Below are 16,858 nucleotides of genomic sequence, written 5' to 3'. Positions count from 1 at the left end.
GGAGGCACGGAGAAGCGTCTTTCTCCGTGCCTTTAGTTTTGGCCCCCTTGGCGCTTTAGCAAGATTTCGCTAAGTTTCATAACCTGATTCCCGCCATAAGTCGTTCTAAGAGTTTTCCCCTCAGACAAGAGTTTATACGGTGAAGATTCGGCTTTACCTCAGCGGTTTGGTGCTTGTCATCGCGGCTGCCGGGTGCGACGATCCTGCGGCGCTCGTCAGCCCCAGCGCGGGTGCGCCGGGCCGGGCCGCTCAATCCTTGGAAGCCGGAGATAGTCTGGCGCGGAAAGGGAAGTGGGTTCGTGCTTCGGCGGAAAGTCTCTGGGGCTACATCGTTCAGGCTGACACTACCGTCACGGTAGGCGTCAAAGAGCCGGGCTCCCGGCGGGGCATGATCGAAGGCAAGCGGGTCGTACCCGATGCGGTCTGGGAGCATGCGCTGGAATCACTCCGCCATGATCCGGAGATGCGCGTCGTCGAGGTGAGCGAGTATCTGCCGATGGTTCGAGTCAGGCCTCTCACTCCAGCGGCGCTCGCCCGGCTTCAGCGCTGGCCGTTCTCAGACTACGTAGAGCCGGCCGTGTATCTAAATCCGTACTATCTGGAGGGCGGCAGCGCGATCGGAGTGGGCGGTCCCTCTCTGATGTCTTCTTGCGGCACATCTGACGGAAGCAGCAGCTCACCGATCTACGGTGCGCGTCCTCTCGGAGGCGATTCCGTTCCGCTGGTGTTCGATGCCATGGCGATTCCGAGTGCCTGGCTGCGGAGCACCGGGAGTGGCGTCACGGTTTCGCTGGTCGACACCGGGATCGACGTATTCCAGCCGGAGCTGGCGGGTGTCACTCCCTTTGACGTCGAGAACCGGGTGATTACCGGCCAGGACGACAATTCCCATGGGACGCACCAGATGGGTGCCCTGGCGGCGCCGCGCAACGGGACGAACACCGTGGGCGTCGCGTACGGGGCGCGGGCCATCAGTGTACGGCATGGCAACGGCTACATATCCGTGGACATGTGGCGGATCAACCGGGCGCTGGACATCTCCGTACGTGAGCAGGGGGCGCGTGTCGTCAACATGGCGCTGCGCGCGGACAACTGGTACGACGGCGTCAGCGACAACATCTACTTCCTCTACGACAATTACGATGTGTTGTTCGTAGCCGCGGCGGGAACCACCTGCCCGTACGGGTACATCTGGGGGGTCGCCTTCCCGGCGCAGCACCCACGGGTCATCGCGGTTACCGGCCTGGACCTGAACACGAAGCGGAAGATTCCGGAGAGCTGGGCGGGCCCGGAAGTCGCCCTCTCGGCTCCGGTGGGTCACAGTACCACCGGGCATCACTCGATCGACGGGGGCCCGTGGGGCACCACGGGTGGAGCTTCGAACGCATCCACATTGGTGTCCGGAATTGCCACGCTCATTCGTTCGCGCTATCCGGGGATGCGTAACTTCGAGGTCCGTGACCGGATGATCTGGGCAGCGACCGACGTGGTGAACGAGGACTCGGGGCCTGGGTGGGACAGCTTCACGGGGTACGGCTATCCGAACGCGATGAAGGCGCTGGGCGGGCTGTACGAGGTGAACATGGCGGGTTGCTTCAACGATCGCTGTCAGTTCAGCTACAAGCTGTCTCAGTGCATTAACAAAACGTATGGAGCTGTCCATTACGGCGGCGACGGCCCCATCACCTACCAGTGGAGCAGTGGCAGCACGGGAACGTCCACCACCATGAGGCTTTGCCCGAGCGCCGGACGAACCGAGTACTATGCGCTCTCGCTGATCGTACGAGACGGGTCAGACGGGCAGAGCATCTACAGGCATGCTCGCATAAGCGTGACATCCTCCAATCCAGACGAGGCCTGTCCCACGTGCCCGTTGTGAGAACATGAACATCGTACCGGCCCACGCCGAAAACCGGGGTGGACGGATGAAGGGTGTGCTCACCTGGCGTATGCGGAAAGCGCCGCCCGTTTCAGGTGAGCCAGAAAAGCAAAGAGGTGTTCGATGGTTTGCGCAAATGCAGCACCCCGGCCGCGCAGTAAGACGCACAGGAGCCTTGGTGTGCTCGTGTTCCTGCTGGCGGGCGGCTGCGACAACGCGCTCAGCCCGGAAGCGGTCGCCGAGCCGTTCGCCCAGGTGGTTGCCGGAGCGCGGCATGCGTGCGGGCTGACGGAGAGTGGGCGTGCGTATTGCTGGGGACGCGGAAAGCAGGGGCAGCTCGGCAACGGTGGGTTGGACGAACAAGCGAGCATGGTTCCCGTAAAAGACGCGCCGCGCTTCACACGCCTCGCCGCCGGTTACTATCACACCTGTGGTCTCGCGGTGGATGGATCCCTGCGCTGCTGGGGCGCAGGCGGCGACATCGGCGCTGGGCAGCTCGGCAACGGATCGGGCGACGGTTCGGACGTGCCGGTGCGTGTGCGCGGAGACAACAGCTACACGTCGGTCACGGCAGGACTCACGCACAGTTGCGCCCTGGACAGGGACGGCGCCGCCTTCTGCTGGGGGCGCAACGCGGACGGCCAGCTCGGCGACGGCACACGCTTGGACCGCCTGGAGCCCGCGCGTGTGGCCGGGGAGCTACGGTTCCGCTCCCTGGAGGCCGGGGAACAGTTTACCTGCGGGGTGGCGACCGACGGCAGGGCGTACTGCTGGGGAACGAATCTGACGGGACAGCTCGGATCCGAGCCAAGCGCCCGATGCTTCTCCGGCACACCGTGCGCGATTGTGCCGGCCGCCGTCCAGGGTGAAAGGCGGTTCACATCGATCTCGGCCGGCGCGGATCACGCCTGCGCGGTGGCGACCACGGGTGAGTCGTACTGCTGGGGGCGGAACACCATGGGAATCCTGGGGGTCGGAGATACCTTGACGCAGCGTGCTCCCATTCGCGCCGTCGCCGCCGGACACCGGTTCGCGTCGCTGAGCCCCGGATTCAGCAACACCTGTGGGCTCACTGCCGAAGGGGCGGCGTACTGCTGGGGTACCCGGGACGGTGGGCAGCTCGGCACGGAGGCCGCGAGCGCCGGCTGCGGGGCCGATCGCGCATACTGCAGCGCCGTCCCCTTGCCGGTGGCGGGCGGATCGAGCTGGAAGCAGGTCGACGTCGGGGTTGGGTTTACCTGCGGAGTGCGCAGTGACGGAGTGGTCTACTGCTGGGGGATAAACGAGGAGAGCCAGCTCGGGGTGCCGGCCGGCAGCGTGCCGCTCTGTCGCGGAGGCGAGCTGAGATGCAGCTTGCTGCCGGTCCGCGTCTCCGGCCAGACCGAGTAGGCTCTGGCTCCAGTGCGAACGGAACGAGCGCCTCAGCGGCGGGGCGGCGTGCTCGGCTGCGTCGTAGTCTGGAGACGGCTTCGCTTGCGACGCGGGCCGCGCTGCACGACCTGCTGCTGCGCGTGCGGCTGGGCGAGGCCCGGGCGGCGGCGTGAACTGTAGAACCGCGACGGGCCCGCACCATCCGGAGAGGTGCGGGCCCGTCATGCCGTATGCTGAAGCGGGACGCCTACTTCAGCACGGCCTGGGTGAAGTCGGTGGTGAACGGCAACATGGCCCGTTTGCCGGACGCTACCTCGAACAGCTCCAGCGCGGTTCCCGAGCGGATCACGAGATACTTGCCGTCACCGGACCAGTCGACGCTTCGGTCCGTGGAGCCGGTGTAGGTGCTGGACAAGACGCGGCGCCCGGTGCCGTCGGGCCTGATCACGCCCAGAAGGGAGAAGCTGTTGTAGGCGATCAGGTCCCCGAGGGGAGACCAGCGCCAGCTTTCGGCGGGCGTATCCAGCCAGGTAACGGTTCGCGTCTGCAGGTCGTAGAGGAAGCCGGAGTGCACCAGCTTCGTGCCGTCCGGCGAAGGGCCATAGCTGAAGCCCCAGTCGAAGCGCAGGCTTAACGACGACGACTGGCTTTCCGTGCCGTTCGAATTAGCTCTCCATAGCGTCGTCTGGCGGTTGTTTGCATGCCCGCCGAAAAACACCGACCTCCCATCCGCGGAGAAGACGGGGTAGTCCTCGCCCTCCGTGGCCAGCGAGCCGCTCAGGAACGTGGAAGACTGCCCTGCCGGGGAGACCGCCTCGAGCACGTTGGCCGAGCCGATCGAGTTCGCCACGCCGGCCACTACCCTGCCGTCGGGCGCCCAGTCGATGCCCGAGATCGGGCCTCGCAGCGGTACGGCGACCCGGTTGCTGCCGTCGAGATCCATCATCACCAGCGTGTTGCCCATGTAGCCGCGGACGGCGGCCAGGCGCCCCCGCGGGAGCACCGTGACGTACACGCTGTCCCCCGTGATGCCCGGGAACGCGGCGCGCACCACGTGCCGCCCGAAGCTGGAGGATCTGACCGTGTGTCCCAAGACCGACACTCCCTCCGGACTGCTGAGCGTGGGTACCTCCAGGCGCCAGTTGCCGATGCGGTCGATGACCATTGCGTGCAGGGTGACCGATCCGTCGAGGTAGACCGCCGTGTCCCGTGGTGTGACGTGTGTCCGCACCGCCGCGCCGGGGGTGACGGTGTAGCGCGCGGTGTCCTGGAAGCCGAGCGCCGGAACGGTGACGGTGATCTTTCCCGGGCCGGCGATGATGCCGAACCGCACGAGGATGGACGCTACGCCGCTGGCGTCCGTGGTGTCGACCGCCGTCTCCATCAGCGGGGCGGAGGCGAGCGTTCCCACAGTCATGGAGGGCAGCGAGCTCACGGCGGAGAGCACCGCCTCGAAGCGCACGACCGCTCCCCGGGCAGGCTTGCCATCCGCCTCGTTCACCCGGACGTTGAGAGCCTGGACGGGGGTCGCCTGGATCGTGTCGGTGCTCCCCACCCCCGCGGTGAAGCGGATCCCGGGCTCGGGCCTGGCGTCGATGAGGCTCTCGCGGCAGGCGCCGGCCACGAGCACGGCGACCATGATCACTTTGAAAGAATGACGCATCTGTTGCCCACCTTCTTGCAGGAGTAAGGCACTCAGAGCATCGAGGGGGGTGAACGCTACCGGGCGCACCTCGCTCCATGGCCGGAAGAGATCCGAGTCCCGAGGCACTGTACGTCAACTGGTCGCCATTTGCAATCTTGTTGTGTCCAATGTCCACCGACATGCTTGCCGCTACCGCGCCGAGCAGAGGCTGCCGCGCGTGGGCGCTTCGAACGCGGGCGAAGGCGTGCCCGCACGCGTCACCGCCCAGCCGCGGCCGCAGACGCGCGCCAGGACGAGGCCGCGGTGGATGGGGTTCGACATCGTGCCGGAGTACACCCACTCCAGCGAGGGGAGGTAGACCAGCATGGCTCCCGGCGCGTCGGGTAGGTCGATGGGCTCCATCCACACGGAGTCGCCGGCCAGGGTGAGCCAGCGGGCGCTCCGGACGGGCGCGGGCGGGGCGGAGGCGACGCCGTGGCCGCGCAGCATCGCGGCGACGAAGGGGAGGGCGCCTGGGGCCAGGTACACCGGGACCCGCTCCCGCGCGAGGTGCGCCACGCCGCCGTTGCCGGGCGCCGTGAGGGTGAGGATCGCGCCGCCCACGCGGCTCCCCGGGTCGGCGCCGGCGAGCCATTGCGTCGCGCGCTCGGCGCTGAGCGGCGCCTGCCCGGCTTCCAGGAGGAGCCACTGGCCGCCCACCTTCACCGCGCCGGCGGGGGCGCCAAAGGTGGCGAAGGTGGCGAAGCGCGTTCCCACCCGCTTCGCGGAGGCGAGCGGGAGGTCGTGCATGGGGCGGCGCGCGGTCGCCAGGTAGGCGGCACGCAGCGAGTCGCTCACGGCGAAGGAGTCCGGCGACGCCTCGGGGTTGAAGCGCGCCCCAAGGATCGACATCCGCTTGTATGGGCGCCCGACCCGCGCCACGTCCCACTGGAAGGGGTAGACGAGGCCCTCCTGCGGGCGCCAGGCGGAGTAGTGGATCGCCACTTCCATCCGCCCCCACGGCACCAGGCCGAAGTCGTTGGGCGCGCTCGCGGCGAAGTGGACGGAGGCGGGAAAGCCGTCGCCGCGGCGCACCAGGAGGGTGGCGCGGAAGCGGTCCACCGTGCCGGCCACGCGGGCGTAGCGGACGCCCGCCGCCACCGTGTCCCGCAGCGCGCGGAGATCGGGGGCGCCGCGCAGCGCCAGGAGAAGCCGCTCGGGGGCAAAGGCGAACAGCTCATGGCGCTCGTCCACGTACGCCACGTTGAGCGGCGCCCATCCGCCGGGCGCGGAGGGGGAGGGGAACCCCGCGGGAAGGTGGCGGATGGCGACGCTGTCGAGCACCACGTCCACGATCTCGCGCCACGCGCCGCCGCCGTACGAGCGCCGGGTGTTGCGCCACGCGGCGCGCGTGTAGTCGCGGAGCTCCGTGTTCAGCTCGTACGAGGGTGCGTCGCCGTATGGTCCCTCGGCCAAGGTGGTGCGCTGCCACTGCGTGACCATCTCCAGGCGCACGCGTTGCACGGCCGCCAGCCGCTCCGCGCCGCCCATCCGCGCGATGGCGGTGTCGAGCGCGGGGACGGAGGCGCGCGCCTGGGCGCTGGACGCCGGCGGTGCCAGGAGGAGCGCGGCGAGCGCCGCGAGGTGGATTCGTCGTGTGTGCATCGGCTGGTTTCGGAGTTCGTGAGGCAGGCGGGGAACCGGCTCCCGTGCCCCACGCTACCGGCCCCATCCGGGCCCCGCAACGTCGTTGCAGCCACCGGCCGCGCCCGTGCAGCGAACGGCCCGCGCGGCCGCCCGTCGCGCCTTGCCTCGCGACCGCGCGCCGGGGTAACGTGCATCCGTCCCAATCCACCTGGCACTCGGCACTCAGGAGCTCCATGGCACTGCCGGAGGACCACGCGCGGGTGCGCCTTCGCTGGCCGCTGGTGCTGGCGGTGTGGGCGGTGCCGGCGCTGCTGGCGGCGCTGGAGACGTACACCTTTTCGCGCCTGGCCGGGCGCCCGTTCGCGGCGTGGCGCGCGGTGGCCACGCAGTCGCCCGCGTGGTTCGTGTACGCGTTCGCCACGCCACTCGCCTTCGCGCTGGCGCGTCGGCTCCCCGTGCGGCGCGCTTCGCTCGCCACGACGCTGCCGCTGCACCTCGCCGTCTCGCTGGTGGTGGCGGCGGTGTACGCGGGGGTCGCCACCGCGGCCATGCGCGCGTTCAGCCCCACGCCCATGCCTTACCCGCCCGGCGGGATGTTCTGGCGCTGGTACGTGTCGTCGCTTCCGCTCACCACGCTCACCTACTTCGGGCTCCTGGGCGTGGCGCACGCGTACGAGCACCACGCGGAGGCGCAGCGGCGCAGGGACGAGGCGGGACAGCTGAGCGCGCAGCTCGCGGAGGCCCGCCTGGGCGCCCTGCGCATGCAGCTCCATCCCCACTTCCTCTTCAACACGCTGAACGCCATCACGGTGCTGGCGCGCGACGGCGAGTCGCGCCAGGTGGCCCGCATGCTCACCCTGCTGGGCGGGCTCCTGCGCGAAGTGCTGGAGAACGACGCCGGGCAGTTCGTGACGCTGGAGCGCGAGCTCTCCTTCGTGCGCGGCTACCTGGAGATCGAAAAGGTGCGCTTCGGCGACCGGTTGCGCGTGGTGGAGCGGCTCCCGCCGGAGGCGATGGACACGCCGGTCCCCGCCTTCGTGCTGCAGCCGCTGGTGGAGAACGCGCTGCGCCACGGGCTCGCGCCGCTGGCCGCGGGCGGCACCATCGATCTGGCGGCGCGGGTGGAGGATGGGATGATCGAGCTGACGGTACGCGACGACGGCGCGGGGCTCCCGGGCGGGCGGATGGAGCCGGGGATCGGGCTGGGGAACACGGCCGCGCGGCTGCGCGAGCTGTATCGCGGCGCCGCGTCGCTGGAGGTGGCGCCCGTGCTGGGCGGCGGCACGGAGGCGCGCCTCCGCCTTCCGCGGCGGGCGCCGTGATCCGCGCCCTGGTGGTGGACGACGAGCCGCTGGCGCGCCGCGGCCTCCACCAGCTCCTGGCGCCGCACACGGACGTGGAGATCGTGGGCGAGTGCGGCGACGGACGCTCCGCGCTGGAGGCCATCCGCGCGCTCCGTCCGGATCTCCTCTTCCTGGACGTCCAGATGCCGGAGCTGGACGGCTTCGCGGTGATGCGCGCACTGGGCGCGGACGCGCCGCCCGCCGTCGTCTTTCTGACCGCGTACGGCGAGTTCGCGCTGGAGGCCTTCGACGTAGAGGCGGTGGATTACCTGGTGAAGCCGGTGCGCGAGGAGCGGTTCGAGGAAGCGCTTCGCCGCGCCCGCCGCCGCCTCCCCGCGGCGGACCACTTCCTGGTTCCCGGCGCGCGGGGGCAGGTAGTGATCCGCGTGGACGAAGTGGAGTGGATCGAGGCGGACGACTACTACGCGCGCATCCACGCGCACGGACGCAGCTACCTGCTGCGCGAGGCGCTCGCCTCCATCGAGGCGCGCCTGGCGGGAACCCGCCTGGTGCGCGTGCACCGCGGCGCGCTGGTGCACCTGGACCGCATCCGCCGCATCGGCGCCGCGGACGTTACCCTGGTCAGCGGCATCGTGATCCCCGTCAGCCGCCGTCGCCGCGGGTGGCTGCTGGAGCGCGTGCGCGGCAGGTGATACCGTTCGCGCAGAGACGCGGGAGAGAACCGCAACTGCATGGCTCACACAGAGACACAGAAACACAGAGAGAACCGCAAAAGATTTTCTCTGTGGCTTTCAGTTCCTTCTGTGTTCTCTGTGTGAGGCTTTTCTCTGTTGTTCTCCCCCTGCGTCTCTGCGCCTCTGCGTGAGATAAGCGGGTCAGCGGCGCGCGGGCGGGGCGGTGCCGGCGCGGGCGGCTTCGGCGGCGGCGCGGGCGAGGAGGCGGGCGCGCTCGGCTGCGGCGATCAGGCGGCCGTTCGCGACGACGGCGTGTATGCGCGTGGTGTTGCGGATGTCGGCCAGCGGGTTGGCGTCCAGGATGACGAGGTCGGCCAGCCTGCCGGGCGCGACGGTGCCGAGCGAGTCCAGGGCGCCGAGGTAGCGGGCGGGGTTCAGGGTGGCGGTCCGGAGCGCATCCAGCGGCGAGAGCCCGGCGCCGACCAAGAGGGCGAGCTCGTCGTGCACCCCCGACCCGGCGAAGACGTACGCCTCATCGCTCGCGTCCGTGCCGGCGAGGATGCCCACTCCCGCGCGATGCGCCAGGCCCACCAGCCTCCACGCGTTCGCCTCCAGGCGGCGCTCCAGGCGGACCTCCTCCGGGTTGGCGGAGGTGGCGGAGCTGCGCCAGCGCGCGGCCAGGGCGGGGGGCACGAAGCGCAGGCGGGGGTCGGCGATGAGCGCTTCGGGCGGCACCTGGCCGTGCGTCACGGTGAGCGTGGGCGTCATCCAGGTGCCGTTCGCCACCATCCGCGCGAAGAGGGGCCGGCACGCGTCCTCCACCGGCCCCTGAACGACAGCGGACTGAAGCCGCCGGAGCGCCGCCCGGGTGGAGTCCGCGGCGGGCCCGAGCGACTCGCGCGCCCTGGTGAAATCCGTCAGCAACTCGGTGCCGCGCGGCGTGCAGGCGAGGTGCAGTGCGTCGAGCACGTGCTCGATGCTGCGCTGCCCCGCATCGCTCGCTTCGATGGCGGTGACCGCGCGCGGCACGTGCCCGGCGAAGGGGATCCCGCGCCGCTTCGCCTGCGCCGCGATGGCGAAGTACGCGTCGCGCGTGAGGCGGTCGTAGACCTTGAGGAAGTCGAAGCCGAGCCGCTGCATCGTGTCCACGACGACGCGCGCCCGCGCCGCATCGGGAACGCCGTAGCCGTGCACCCACGAGGTCGGCACGCCGTCGAGCATGGGGCTGGACCAGATGATGCGCGGCGCTCCGCTCCCCGGCCGCCGAGCCTCCGCACGCCAGTACTGGAGCGTGTCGAGGTAGCTCCCCATCTCGCGCACGCCCGTGACGCCGTTCGCCAGGAAGAGCGGCCAGAAGTGGCGCGCCCGCCCCTCGCGCGAGGTGTGCACGTGCATGTCCCACAATCCCGGGATCACGTACTTCCCCCGCGCGTCCCGCACCCGCGCGCCGCCCGGCACGCGCACGCCGGTGCCTACCGCCACGATGCGGTTCCCCGAGATCAGCACCGTGCGGTCCGCGAGCACCACCCCGCGCTCCACGTCCACCACGTTCGCGTGCGTGAGCGCGAGCTGGGCGCTGAGCGGGTGCCATCCAACCGCGCAGGCGAGCAGGGCGAAGAGCGTCGTGCGGCGCATGGGGGAGCCCGGATATAGGAAACCGCAATCGGCGATCGTCGCACGGTAGCTTCCGTATCGTCCAAGCTCAAGCAAAACGGCCTCACACAAAGAACACAGAACAAACGGAAAGCCACAGAGAAAACCTTTGGGGTCTCTCGGTGGCTCCGTTAGCCGTTCATGAAGAGGCACGGGGAGCGCCATCCCCACCGTGCCTCTTCGTTGTTCATCCCGCATGTGTGGCGGGCGTACCAGATTATCGTCTAGTTGCGCGCCAGACTCCATTCACAGTCCGTGTCGTGCCGTCTTCCTGATTGACTGCGCAGGCAAGATTCCCGACGATTACATTAGGGCTCCCGGCCTGGAGAACCCCTGCGTAATTGCAGGTCTCCATCTGGAAGCGCATTCCGTTGGCGTCCACAGTGCCACGCTCGATTTCGCCGTTTCCCGGATTATCGATCTGCTGTCCGTTGATGGTGCACCGCCCAGTCTGTCGGTATGGCGCGGTGAACACCTGCGTCAACTGCTGGACGTTCATCTGGATGCGGCTTTCGCAGTAGAAATCCGACGTGAGCGATCCGATCTGCTCCACGATGTCCCATGTGCCACCCACGTTCGCGACCCTCGGCGCACGGGGAGGAGGCGGAAGGGTGGTGGCGCCACGTTGATGAGGAGCCAGGATGCGGTCCCACGAGCTGGCCATCCGCTGGTACTCGCCGGGGCAACGTGCGGCACGTCCCTGCGGTAGCTCTGAAAGGATCTGACCACGGTTCTGCGGGTCCTTGCCGTAAGTCCAGCAGAGCACGTTGTAGAAGCGCTGCATATCGAAGCTGTGCTCATCGTCGAACGGTGTCGGGTCGGCTCGAAATACGCCTATGTCTCCGAGATCGTTCTTCGTACGCCAGAACACGGCTGCCCAGAGCGCGAGCTCAGGGCTGTCCTGCGCCAGCGCGATGGTGGCGAACTGGTCGACCACATCCTCCTCTCTGCCCGTCACCGGCAAGTCTAGCAGATCGACCAGCGCATGCCCGACCTCGTGCATGACGATGAAGATCGTGCTAGACGCGACTGCAGTCCCGAACTGCTCCGGCGTGAGCCCGTCGTTTTGGAATTCCTTGAATATCGCGTCGATCATTTCATAGCAGATCACGACAACGCGCTGTTCGGGTTGCCAGAAGGCGTTCTCCTGTCCGCACTCTGCGCCCGTGATATAAGCCTGCTGCGGAATGTTGAAGCCTTGATTGACGCTCCGTGCGAGTTGCTGAAGCATTTGGCTCTGCTGCAGCCACTGCTGGTAACGTGTGTGTTTCTGGGGATTCTGGACCGGCGGGCGGATGGCTACGGTGAAGCCCCGCTGGCCTACGGCAGAGGACGGTGCCGCTCCAGCAAGCACGGCGGTTAAGAAGATCAGGATGCTCGTACGACTGCGTGCGTTCATGGGCGTTTGACTCTGCGAAGGCGTGGGATAGAACGAGTTGCGAGCGGGAGCGCACCAGAAAAAAAGCGCCACGCCGCCGAAAAGCGGTGTGGGTCGCTTATGCGACACAAGGAGGTTTTCTGGAGAGCAGGTCAGGCGGGTAGGGATCAAGCGGTACGTCAGGAATGATTTCATCCCCCGGGGATTGTGTCAAGAGAAAGGCTCATTCTGGACGACGCGATGAAACAATCCAGGGCCGGTACATGTCTCGTACCGGCCCTTCGAGAGTTCGTGTCCGCCGCTTACTTCTCGATGGGAAGGCGCACCGAGTTGCCCCACTCCGTCCACGAGCCGTCGTAGTTGCGGACGTTGGGGAAGCCGAGCAGGTACGTGAGGGCGAACCAGGTGTGCGACGAGCGCTCGCCGATGCGGCAGTACGCGATGGTCGGCTGGGCGGGGTCGAGGCCGAGCTGCTCCTGGTAGAGCGCGCGCAGCTCGCCGGCGGAGCGGAACTCGCCCGTGTCGGGGTTCACGGCGCGCGCCCAGGGCATGCTCTTCGCGCCCGGAATGTGGCCGCCGCGCATGGCTCCTTCCTGCGGGTAGTCCGGCATGTGCAGCTTCTCGCCGCTGAACTCCTCGGGCGAGCGGACGTCCACGAGCTGGCCGCGCTGCCCGATGTGCTGGAGCACGTCCTCGCGAAAGGCGCGGATGCGCTCGTCGTCGCGCTTCGGCAGGGGGTACTCGGACGGGGGATACGGCGGCGCGTCGGTGGTCATGGGGCGGCCCTCGTCCTCCCACTTCTTGCGGCCGCCGTCCATCACCTTGACGCGGTCGTGGCCGAAGAGGCGAAAGACCCAGAGGGCGTAGGTGGCCCACCAGTTGTTCTTGTCGCCGTAGAAGATCACCGTCGTCTCCGGCGAGATGCCGCGCTCGCGCATCAGGCGGGCGAAGCTTTCCTCGTCCAGGTAGTCGCGGTTCAGCGGGTGCTGGAGGTCGGTGTGCCAGTCGATCTTGACGGCGCCCGGAATGTGGCCGACCTCGTAGAGCAGCACGTCCTCGTCGGACTCCACGAGGCGCACGGAGGGGTCATCCAGGTGCGCGGCCACCCACTCGGTGGAGACGAGCGCGTCGGGGTGCGCGTAGCCGCGTTGGTCGATCGGGGTGGAGTCGGGCATGGTTCCTCGGTTGTACGGGCAAATCGGGAGATGCGGATCAGGGCCGCATCAACCCTGCTCCTTTCCTTCCTCCAGCTCGCGCACGGCGCGTTCCGCGGCGTCGAAGCCGATATTGCTGTGCGTGCCGTCGCAGAACGGCTTGCGTGTGGAGGCGCCGCAGCGGCAGAGCGATACCTTTTTGCCCGCCACCACCGGGAACTCGTTGCCATCCGCATCGATCAAGCGAAAGGGACCTTCCACCACGAACGGCCCGTTGTGCCGGGCCAGGATCGTGACCGCCGCCTCGTTGTTCGCCGCTTCGCTGCCGTCCGTCATCATGTGCTCCAAGTAGGGAATAGGATTTAGGGATCAGGGATCAACGTCCCCTGTTCCTCATCCGATCGCGTTGGCCATCCAGAAAATTCCCAGCACGGCGCTTCCGAGCGCGGTGAGGGTGCGCAGCGTGCCGCCCAGTGCGGGGATGCGGTGGCGCGCGCGATGGAAGACGGCGCCGGCCACCGCGGCGTACAGCCCCATCCCCGCCGTGGTCCCCACGCCGAAGAAGAAGAGGTGCATCCCCGCCACCCAGGGCGAGCTGCTGACGGTGACGGTGATCAGCGCCACGAGCGGTGCGGTGCCTGCCAGGCCGTGCGCCATCCCCACCCACAGGCTTCCGTGGCGGTGCGGATGCGGATCGTCTTCGCCCTCGGCCAGCGCGTGCGCCTCGCCGTGGGCGACGCTCCACAGGAGCCAGACGCCGAGCGCGAGGAGCATCGTCCCAACGCCGAACTCGAGGCCATTGACCACGCCCTGCGGCACGCGGATGCCCAGCGCGATCAGCGCGGAGCCCGCCACCAGGATCGCCGCGGAGTGGCCCAGACCCCAGCGCAGCCCGAAGCCCACCGCCTCGCGCGGTCGCGGGCGGCGGGAGACGAAGGTGGTGACCGCGGCCATGTGGTCGGGCTCCAGCGCGTGCAGGAAGCCCAGGCTTACGGCGGTCAGCAGCGGCAGCAGTTCCATCGTGCGTACGAGCGGGTGCGGTGTGCGGGAAGCGCGGAAAGCTACTCCCCCGGCCGGACCCGCGCCAGCGCGCTACTGGATATGGAAGCCCACCGGGAAGCGGAAGCGCGCATCGAAGGGAACGCCGTCCAGCGTCGCCGGCGCGAACTGCAGCCTGCGCCCGATCTCCTCGGCCGCGCGATCCAGGTACTCGTCGCCCGAGGAGCGCGCGACCACCGCCAGCGACACGCCGCCCTCGCGGTTCGCGACGAGGAGGACCACCGCCTGGCGCGTGACCGGCGCCGGGAGCTTGCCGCGCTCGGGGTGGTTCAGCACCGCCTGCCCGATCATGTCGATGCGATCCTGCTCGTTCAGCAGCACCGGGCGGCAGTGCTGGCGCCCGGGAAGGATCGCGGGGTACTCGCCATCGACGCGGATCAGCGCCTGGTACCCGCGCCCGCGCGGGAGCGACTCCATGTACTTGTCGACCGCCGCGGTGACCTGCGCCACCCCCGGCTCCGGGTAGTTGGAGTGCATGAAGAGGAGCACTCCTTTGCGCGTGCTGTCCACGTCCACCAGGAGCAGCCCCTGCGGCTCGGTGACGCCGTTGCGCCGCCCGATCTCCACCAGCTGCGCGCGGAGCTGCCGGCTTTCGTTGAGCTGCCCGGGCGTGGGGCCGCGCACGCTGTCCGGCACGGTCTCGCAGCGCTGCCCGGGCACGCGGGTGGCGATGGGCGCCTGTGCGCTGGCGGCGGCGGAGGTGAGCGCGAGGAGGGCGGCGGCCAGGACGGCGGGGCGGGGAAGGCGGATAGTCATGAAGGCACTGGGGCGGCGGTTGGCTGCGGAAGAATGTCGGGAAGATAGCCACGGTGTGCGGTTTTGCAAACAGATGGCGTACTCTCCCGGGTTGCCCGCGCAGGCTCGGCCGGGGTAACATCCAGCGTCCCCCGCTCCCCTGAACCACAGGCACCGTATGCTCTCGATCCGCATCCGCCTCGCCGCCGTGCTCGCCGCCGCGGCGCTCCCCGCGGCCACAGTGCACGCGCAGGGCTCCGAGCCGCCGCTGCAGGCGGTCGTCTCCACGACCGAAGGGTGGGATGCGACGACGGCACGCGTGCGGCTCTTCGCGCGGCGCACTCCGACCTCGCCATGGGCGCAGGTGGGGGCGGCGATGAGCGCGTCGGTTGGACGCGCGGGGCTGGGATGGGGCACGGGGCTGCACGCCCCTGCGGACCAGGGCGCCGGGCCCGTGAAGCGCGAGGGGGATGGGAAAGCGCCGGCGGGGGTATTCCGGCTGAGCTCCGCCTTCGGGTACGCCCCGGCGGATTCGGCGCGCTGGGTCCGCCTCCCCTACCACGCCAGCGACCCGAGCATCGAGTGCGTGGACGACTCCGCCTCCCGCTTCTACAACCAGCGCGTGGACCGCGACACCGTCACGCCGGACTGGACGAGCCACGAGGAGATGCGGCGTACGGACGGGCTGTACCGCTGGGGCGTGTGGGTGGATCACAACACGGGGCCGGCGGTGGCGGGGCGGGGCTCGTGCATCTTCATCCACATCCGCTCGCGCCCCGGCGCCCCCACCGTCGGCTGCACCGCCTTCGCAGAAGAGGACGTCCGCCGCATCCTCCGCTGGCTGGATCCGCGGAAGCGGCCGGTGCTGGTGCAGCTTCCGGAGGCCGAGTACCGGCGGTTGCGCAGGGGGTGGGGTTTGCCGTGAGGGGTGGTCAGGTTAGGTGGGCCGGATGGGGGCCGGCGGTTGAAACCGCTGCAACAACCGCGGGAAACCTGCCTTCGCAGGTTGGGGCGGCGGGGTTGGTGCGCCGCAGCGAGCATCGGCGCCCAGCGCCGGGGGATGAATCCCCCGGCTGGAACGACGCGAAGCCGGCTGAAGCCGGCTGGAGGAACGCGGGACGCGTCGAGATCTCGCCCGCGAGTCCGCGAAGGCGGACTTTGTGCTGTTGTTGCTGCGAGTTCACTCGCCTGCTCAAACTCCCTTAACGTTCCCCTTGCGCTGAGCGCCGTAAAAGCGCACCGTATAGACTCTTCCCCCCAGGCACCTCGCCCGGACTCTCCGACGGACCCCGTCCCCGCCGCATCATGTATCCCATTTACAGGCCCCTCCCGGGGCGCCTGCGCCGCGCCGCCGTCGTGGCCGCCGCGCTGTTTGGCACCGCCTGCATGGGCAACTCCGAGCCTGACGGACCGAGGGCGCATGCGTACGTCGCGCCGGGTGCGTCGCTGGCGATTCCGGTGCGCGGCATCCGGCCGGAGCAGCTTCGCGACAGCTACGAGTCGCCGCGCTCCGGCGGGCGCGTGCACAACGCCATCGACATCATGGCCGCCGAAGGCACCCCCGTGCTCGCCGCCGGCGACGGCACCATCTTCAAGCTGCGCACGGGCGGGCTGGGCGGCGTCACCGTCTACCAGCTGGCCAGCGATGGGCGGACGCTCTACTACTACGCCCACCTGCAGCGCTACGCCGCCGGGCTGCGCGAGGGGCTCCCCATCGTCAGGGGCCAGGTGATCGCGTACGTGGGCGACACCGGGAACGCGGGGCGCGGGAACTTCCACCTGCACTTCAGCGTGTCGCGCCTGGACGACCCGCGCCGCTGGTGGCAGGGGGAGAACGTCAACCCGTACCCCATGCTGGCCGGCGTCGCCGCGCGCTCGCGCGAAGGACGCTGACCCACCATCCCACGAAGCGCAGAGGCGCGGAGATCATCCTCCGCGCCTCTGCGCCGTTGGGAGAACCGCGCGGGCGGGATTCGTGCAGAGCCCGCGCCAGGTTGTCGCGTCGTACGGCGGATCATCCACGACCGCTCGAGTGAACCAGAAGCCTGAGACGCAAGAGATGCGGATTACGCTGGAACTGCCGCCCCAGCTCGGCGAGGCGCTGCGGGAGGATGCGGAGAAGGCCGGCCTCTCGGTGGAGGAGCACGCCAGGATCCTCCTCTACCTGGCGACCGCGCTCCTCAACGACGAGCAGGATACGCCGTTTCAGCACGCCGTGCAGACGTTCGTTGCGCACTCGGTGGATGCGGGGCAGGTCGCGTCCGTGTTCGAGAAGCTGGTGGCGCGCTACTCCGGTCCCGATCCGGACGGCGCCACCCTGGACGTCGCGGAGCTCTCCGCGAGGCTGCGTTCCGGGGAGAGGATTTGAGGCACGTTTCCC

Annotated in this window: 15 protein-coding genes; 7 read left to right on the top strand and 8 right to left on the bottom strand. The window is 69.1% G+C overall.

Features of this window, described 5'->3' with window-relative positions; translation table 11 throughout:
- Window positions 1-139 precede the first annotated feature (139 nt).
- Both VF647_21880 and VF647_21875 read left to right on the top strand, forming a co-directional pair.
- Window positions 140-1,879, top strand: coding sequence for a S8/S53 family peptidase (locus tag VF647_21880; protein HEX8454746.1), 1,740 nt, complete (start codon window positions 140-142; stop codon window positions 1,877-1,879).
- Window positions 1,880-2,059: 180 nt separating this feature from the next.
- On the top strand, window positions 2,060-3,268 hold the full coding sequence (locus VF647_21875; protein HEX8454745.1) for a hypothetical protein: 1,209 nt from the start codon (window positions 2,060-2,062) through the stop codon (window positions 3,266-3,268).
- Window positions 3,269-3,497: 229 nt separating this feature from the next.
- Here the strand turns inward: VF647_21875 and VF647_21870 are convergent, their stop codons facing one another.
- The gene (locus VF647_21870; protein HEX8454744.1) at window positions 3,498-4,913 is read right to left on the bottom strand and encodes a hypothetical protein; all 1,416 of its coding nucleotides are present in this window, start codon (window positions 4,911-4,913) and stop codon (window positions 3,498-3,500) included.
- Window positions 4,914-5,084: 171 nt separating this feature from the next.
- Window positions 5,085-6,539 carry a hypothetical protein gene (locus tag VF647_21865; protein ID HEX8454743.1) on the bottom strand — a complete coding sequence of 485 codons (1,455 nt, stop codon included), beginning with the start codon at window positions 6,537-6,539 and terminating at the stop codon, window positions 5,085-5,087.
- A gap of 215 nt (window positions 6,540-6,754) precedes the next feature.
- On the opposite strand from VF647_21865, the gene VF647_21860 reads away from it, so the two are divergent.
- Together VF647_21860 and VF647_21855 are read left to right on the top strand one after the other, a co-directional pair.
- Window positions 6,755-7,843, top strand: coding sequence for a histidine kinase (locus VF647_21860; protein ID HEX8454742.1), 1,089 nt, complete (start codon window positions 6,755-6,757; stop codon window positions 7,841-7,843).
- Window positions 7,840-8,517 (top strand): LytTR family DNA-binding domain-containing protein, encoded by a 678-nt coding sequence (locus VF647_21855; GenBank protein HEX8454741.1) that lies wholly within the window; start codon window positions 7,840-7,842, stop codon window positions 8,515-8,517. Before VF647_21860 ends, VF647_21855 begins: the two co-directional genes overlap by 4 nt.
- A 183-nt stretch (window positions 8,518-8,700) precedes the next feature.
- Here the strand turns inward: VF647_21855 and VF647_21850 are convergent, their stop codons facing one another.
- The 6 genes from VF647_21850 to VF647_21825 form a co-directional block, all read right to left on the bottom strand.
- Window positions 8,701-10,134 carry an amidohydrolase family protein gene (locus tag VF647_21850; GenBank protein HEX8454740.1) on the bottom strand — a complete coding sequence of 478 codons (1,434 nt, stop codon included), beginning with the start codon at window positions 10,132-10,134 and terminating at the stop codon, window positions 8,701-8,703.
- A gap of 235 nt (window positions 10,135-10,369) precedes the next feature.
- Window positions 10,370-11,725 carry a DUF4344 domain-containing metallopeptidase gene (locus VF647_21845; protein ID HEX8454739.1) on the bottom strand — a complete coding sequence of 452 codons (1,356 nt, stop codon included), beginning with the start codon at window positions 11,723-11,725 and terminating at the stop codon, window positions 10,370-10,372.
- Between the two features lie 107 nt (window positions 11,726-11,832).
- On the bottom strand, window positions 11,833-12,705 hold the full coding sequence (locus VF647_21840; protein HEX8454738.1) for a sulfurtransferase: 873 nt from the start codon (window positions 12,703-12,705) through the stop codon (window positions 11,833-11,835).
- Between the two features lie 48 nt (window positions 12,706-12,753).
- Window positions 12,754-13,020, bottom strand: coding sequence for a CDGSH iron-sulfur domain-containing protein (locus VF647_21835; GenBank protein ID HEX8454737.1), 267 nt, complete (start codon window positions 13,018-13,020; stop codon window positions 12,754-12,756).
- Window positions 13,021-13,077: 57 nt separating this feature from the next.
- The gene (locus tag VF647_21830; GenBank protein HEX8454736.1) at window positions 13,078-13,704 is read right to left on the bottom strand and encodes a hypothetical protein; all 627 of its coding nucleotides are present in this window, start codon (window positions 13,702-13,704) and stop codon (window positions 13,078-13,080) included.
- A 72-nt stretch (window positions 13,705-13,776) separates the two neighbouring features.
- Complete coding sequence (locus tag VF647_21825) at window positions 13,777-14,499, bottom strand: energy transducer TonB (GenBank protein HEX8454735.1); 723 nt, start codon at window positions 14,497-14,499, stop codon at window positions 13,777-13,779.
- A gap of 157 nt (window positions 14,500-14,656) precedes the next feature.
- Between VF647_21825 and VF647_21820 the strand changes: the two genes are divergently transcribed.
- The 3 genes from VF647_21820 to VF647_21810 all read left to right on the top strand — a co-directional run bounded on the left by VF647_21820 (window position 14,657) and on the right by VF647_21810 (window position 16,846).
- A complete protein-coding gene (locus VF647_21820; protein ID HEX8454734.1) occupies window positions 14,657-15,403 on the top strand; it encodes a L,D-transpeptidase family protein in 747 nt (248 codons plus the stop codon).
- 380 nt (window positions 15,404-15,783) lie between these two features.
- The gene (locus VF647_21815) at window positions 15,784-16,371 is read left to right on the top strand and encodes a M23 family metallopeptidase (GenBank protein ID HEX8454733.1); all 588 of its coding nucleotides are present in this window, start codon (window positions 15,784-15,786) and stop codon (window positions 16,369-16,371) included.
- 139 nt (window positions 16,372-16,510) lie between these two features.
- Window positions 16,511-16,846: a hypothetical protein gene (locus VF647_21810; GenBank protein HEX8454732.1), complete on the top strand. Its 336-nt coding sequence runs from the start codon at window positions 16,511-16,513 to the stop codon at window positions 16,844-16,846.
- Window positions 16,847-16,858 lie beyond the last annotated feature (12 nt).

The sequence above is a fragment of the Longimicrobium sp. genome, from assembly GCA_036387335.1.
Classification (GTDB): Bacteria; Gemmatimonadota; Gemmatimonadetes; order Longimicrobiales; family Longimicrobiaceae; genus Longimicrobium.
Note: the sequence above shows the minus strand (reverse complement) of the source record. Positions and strands in the feature narration are given on the sequence as shown.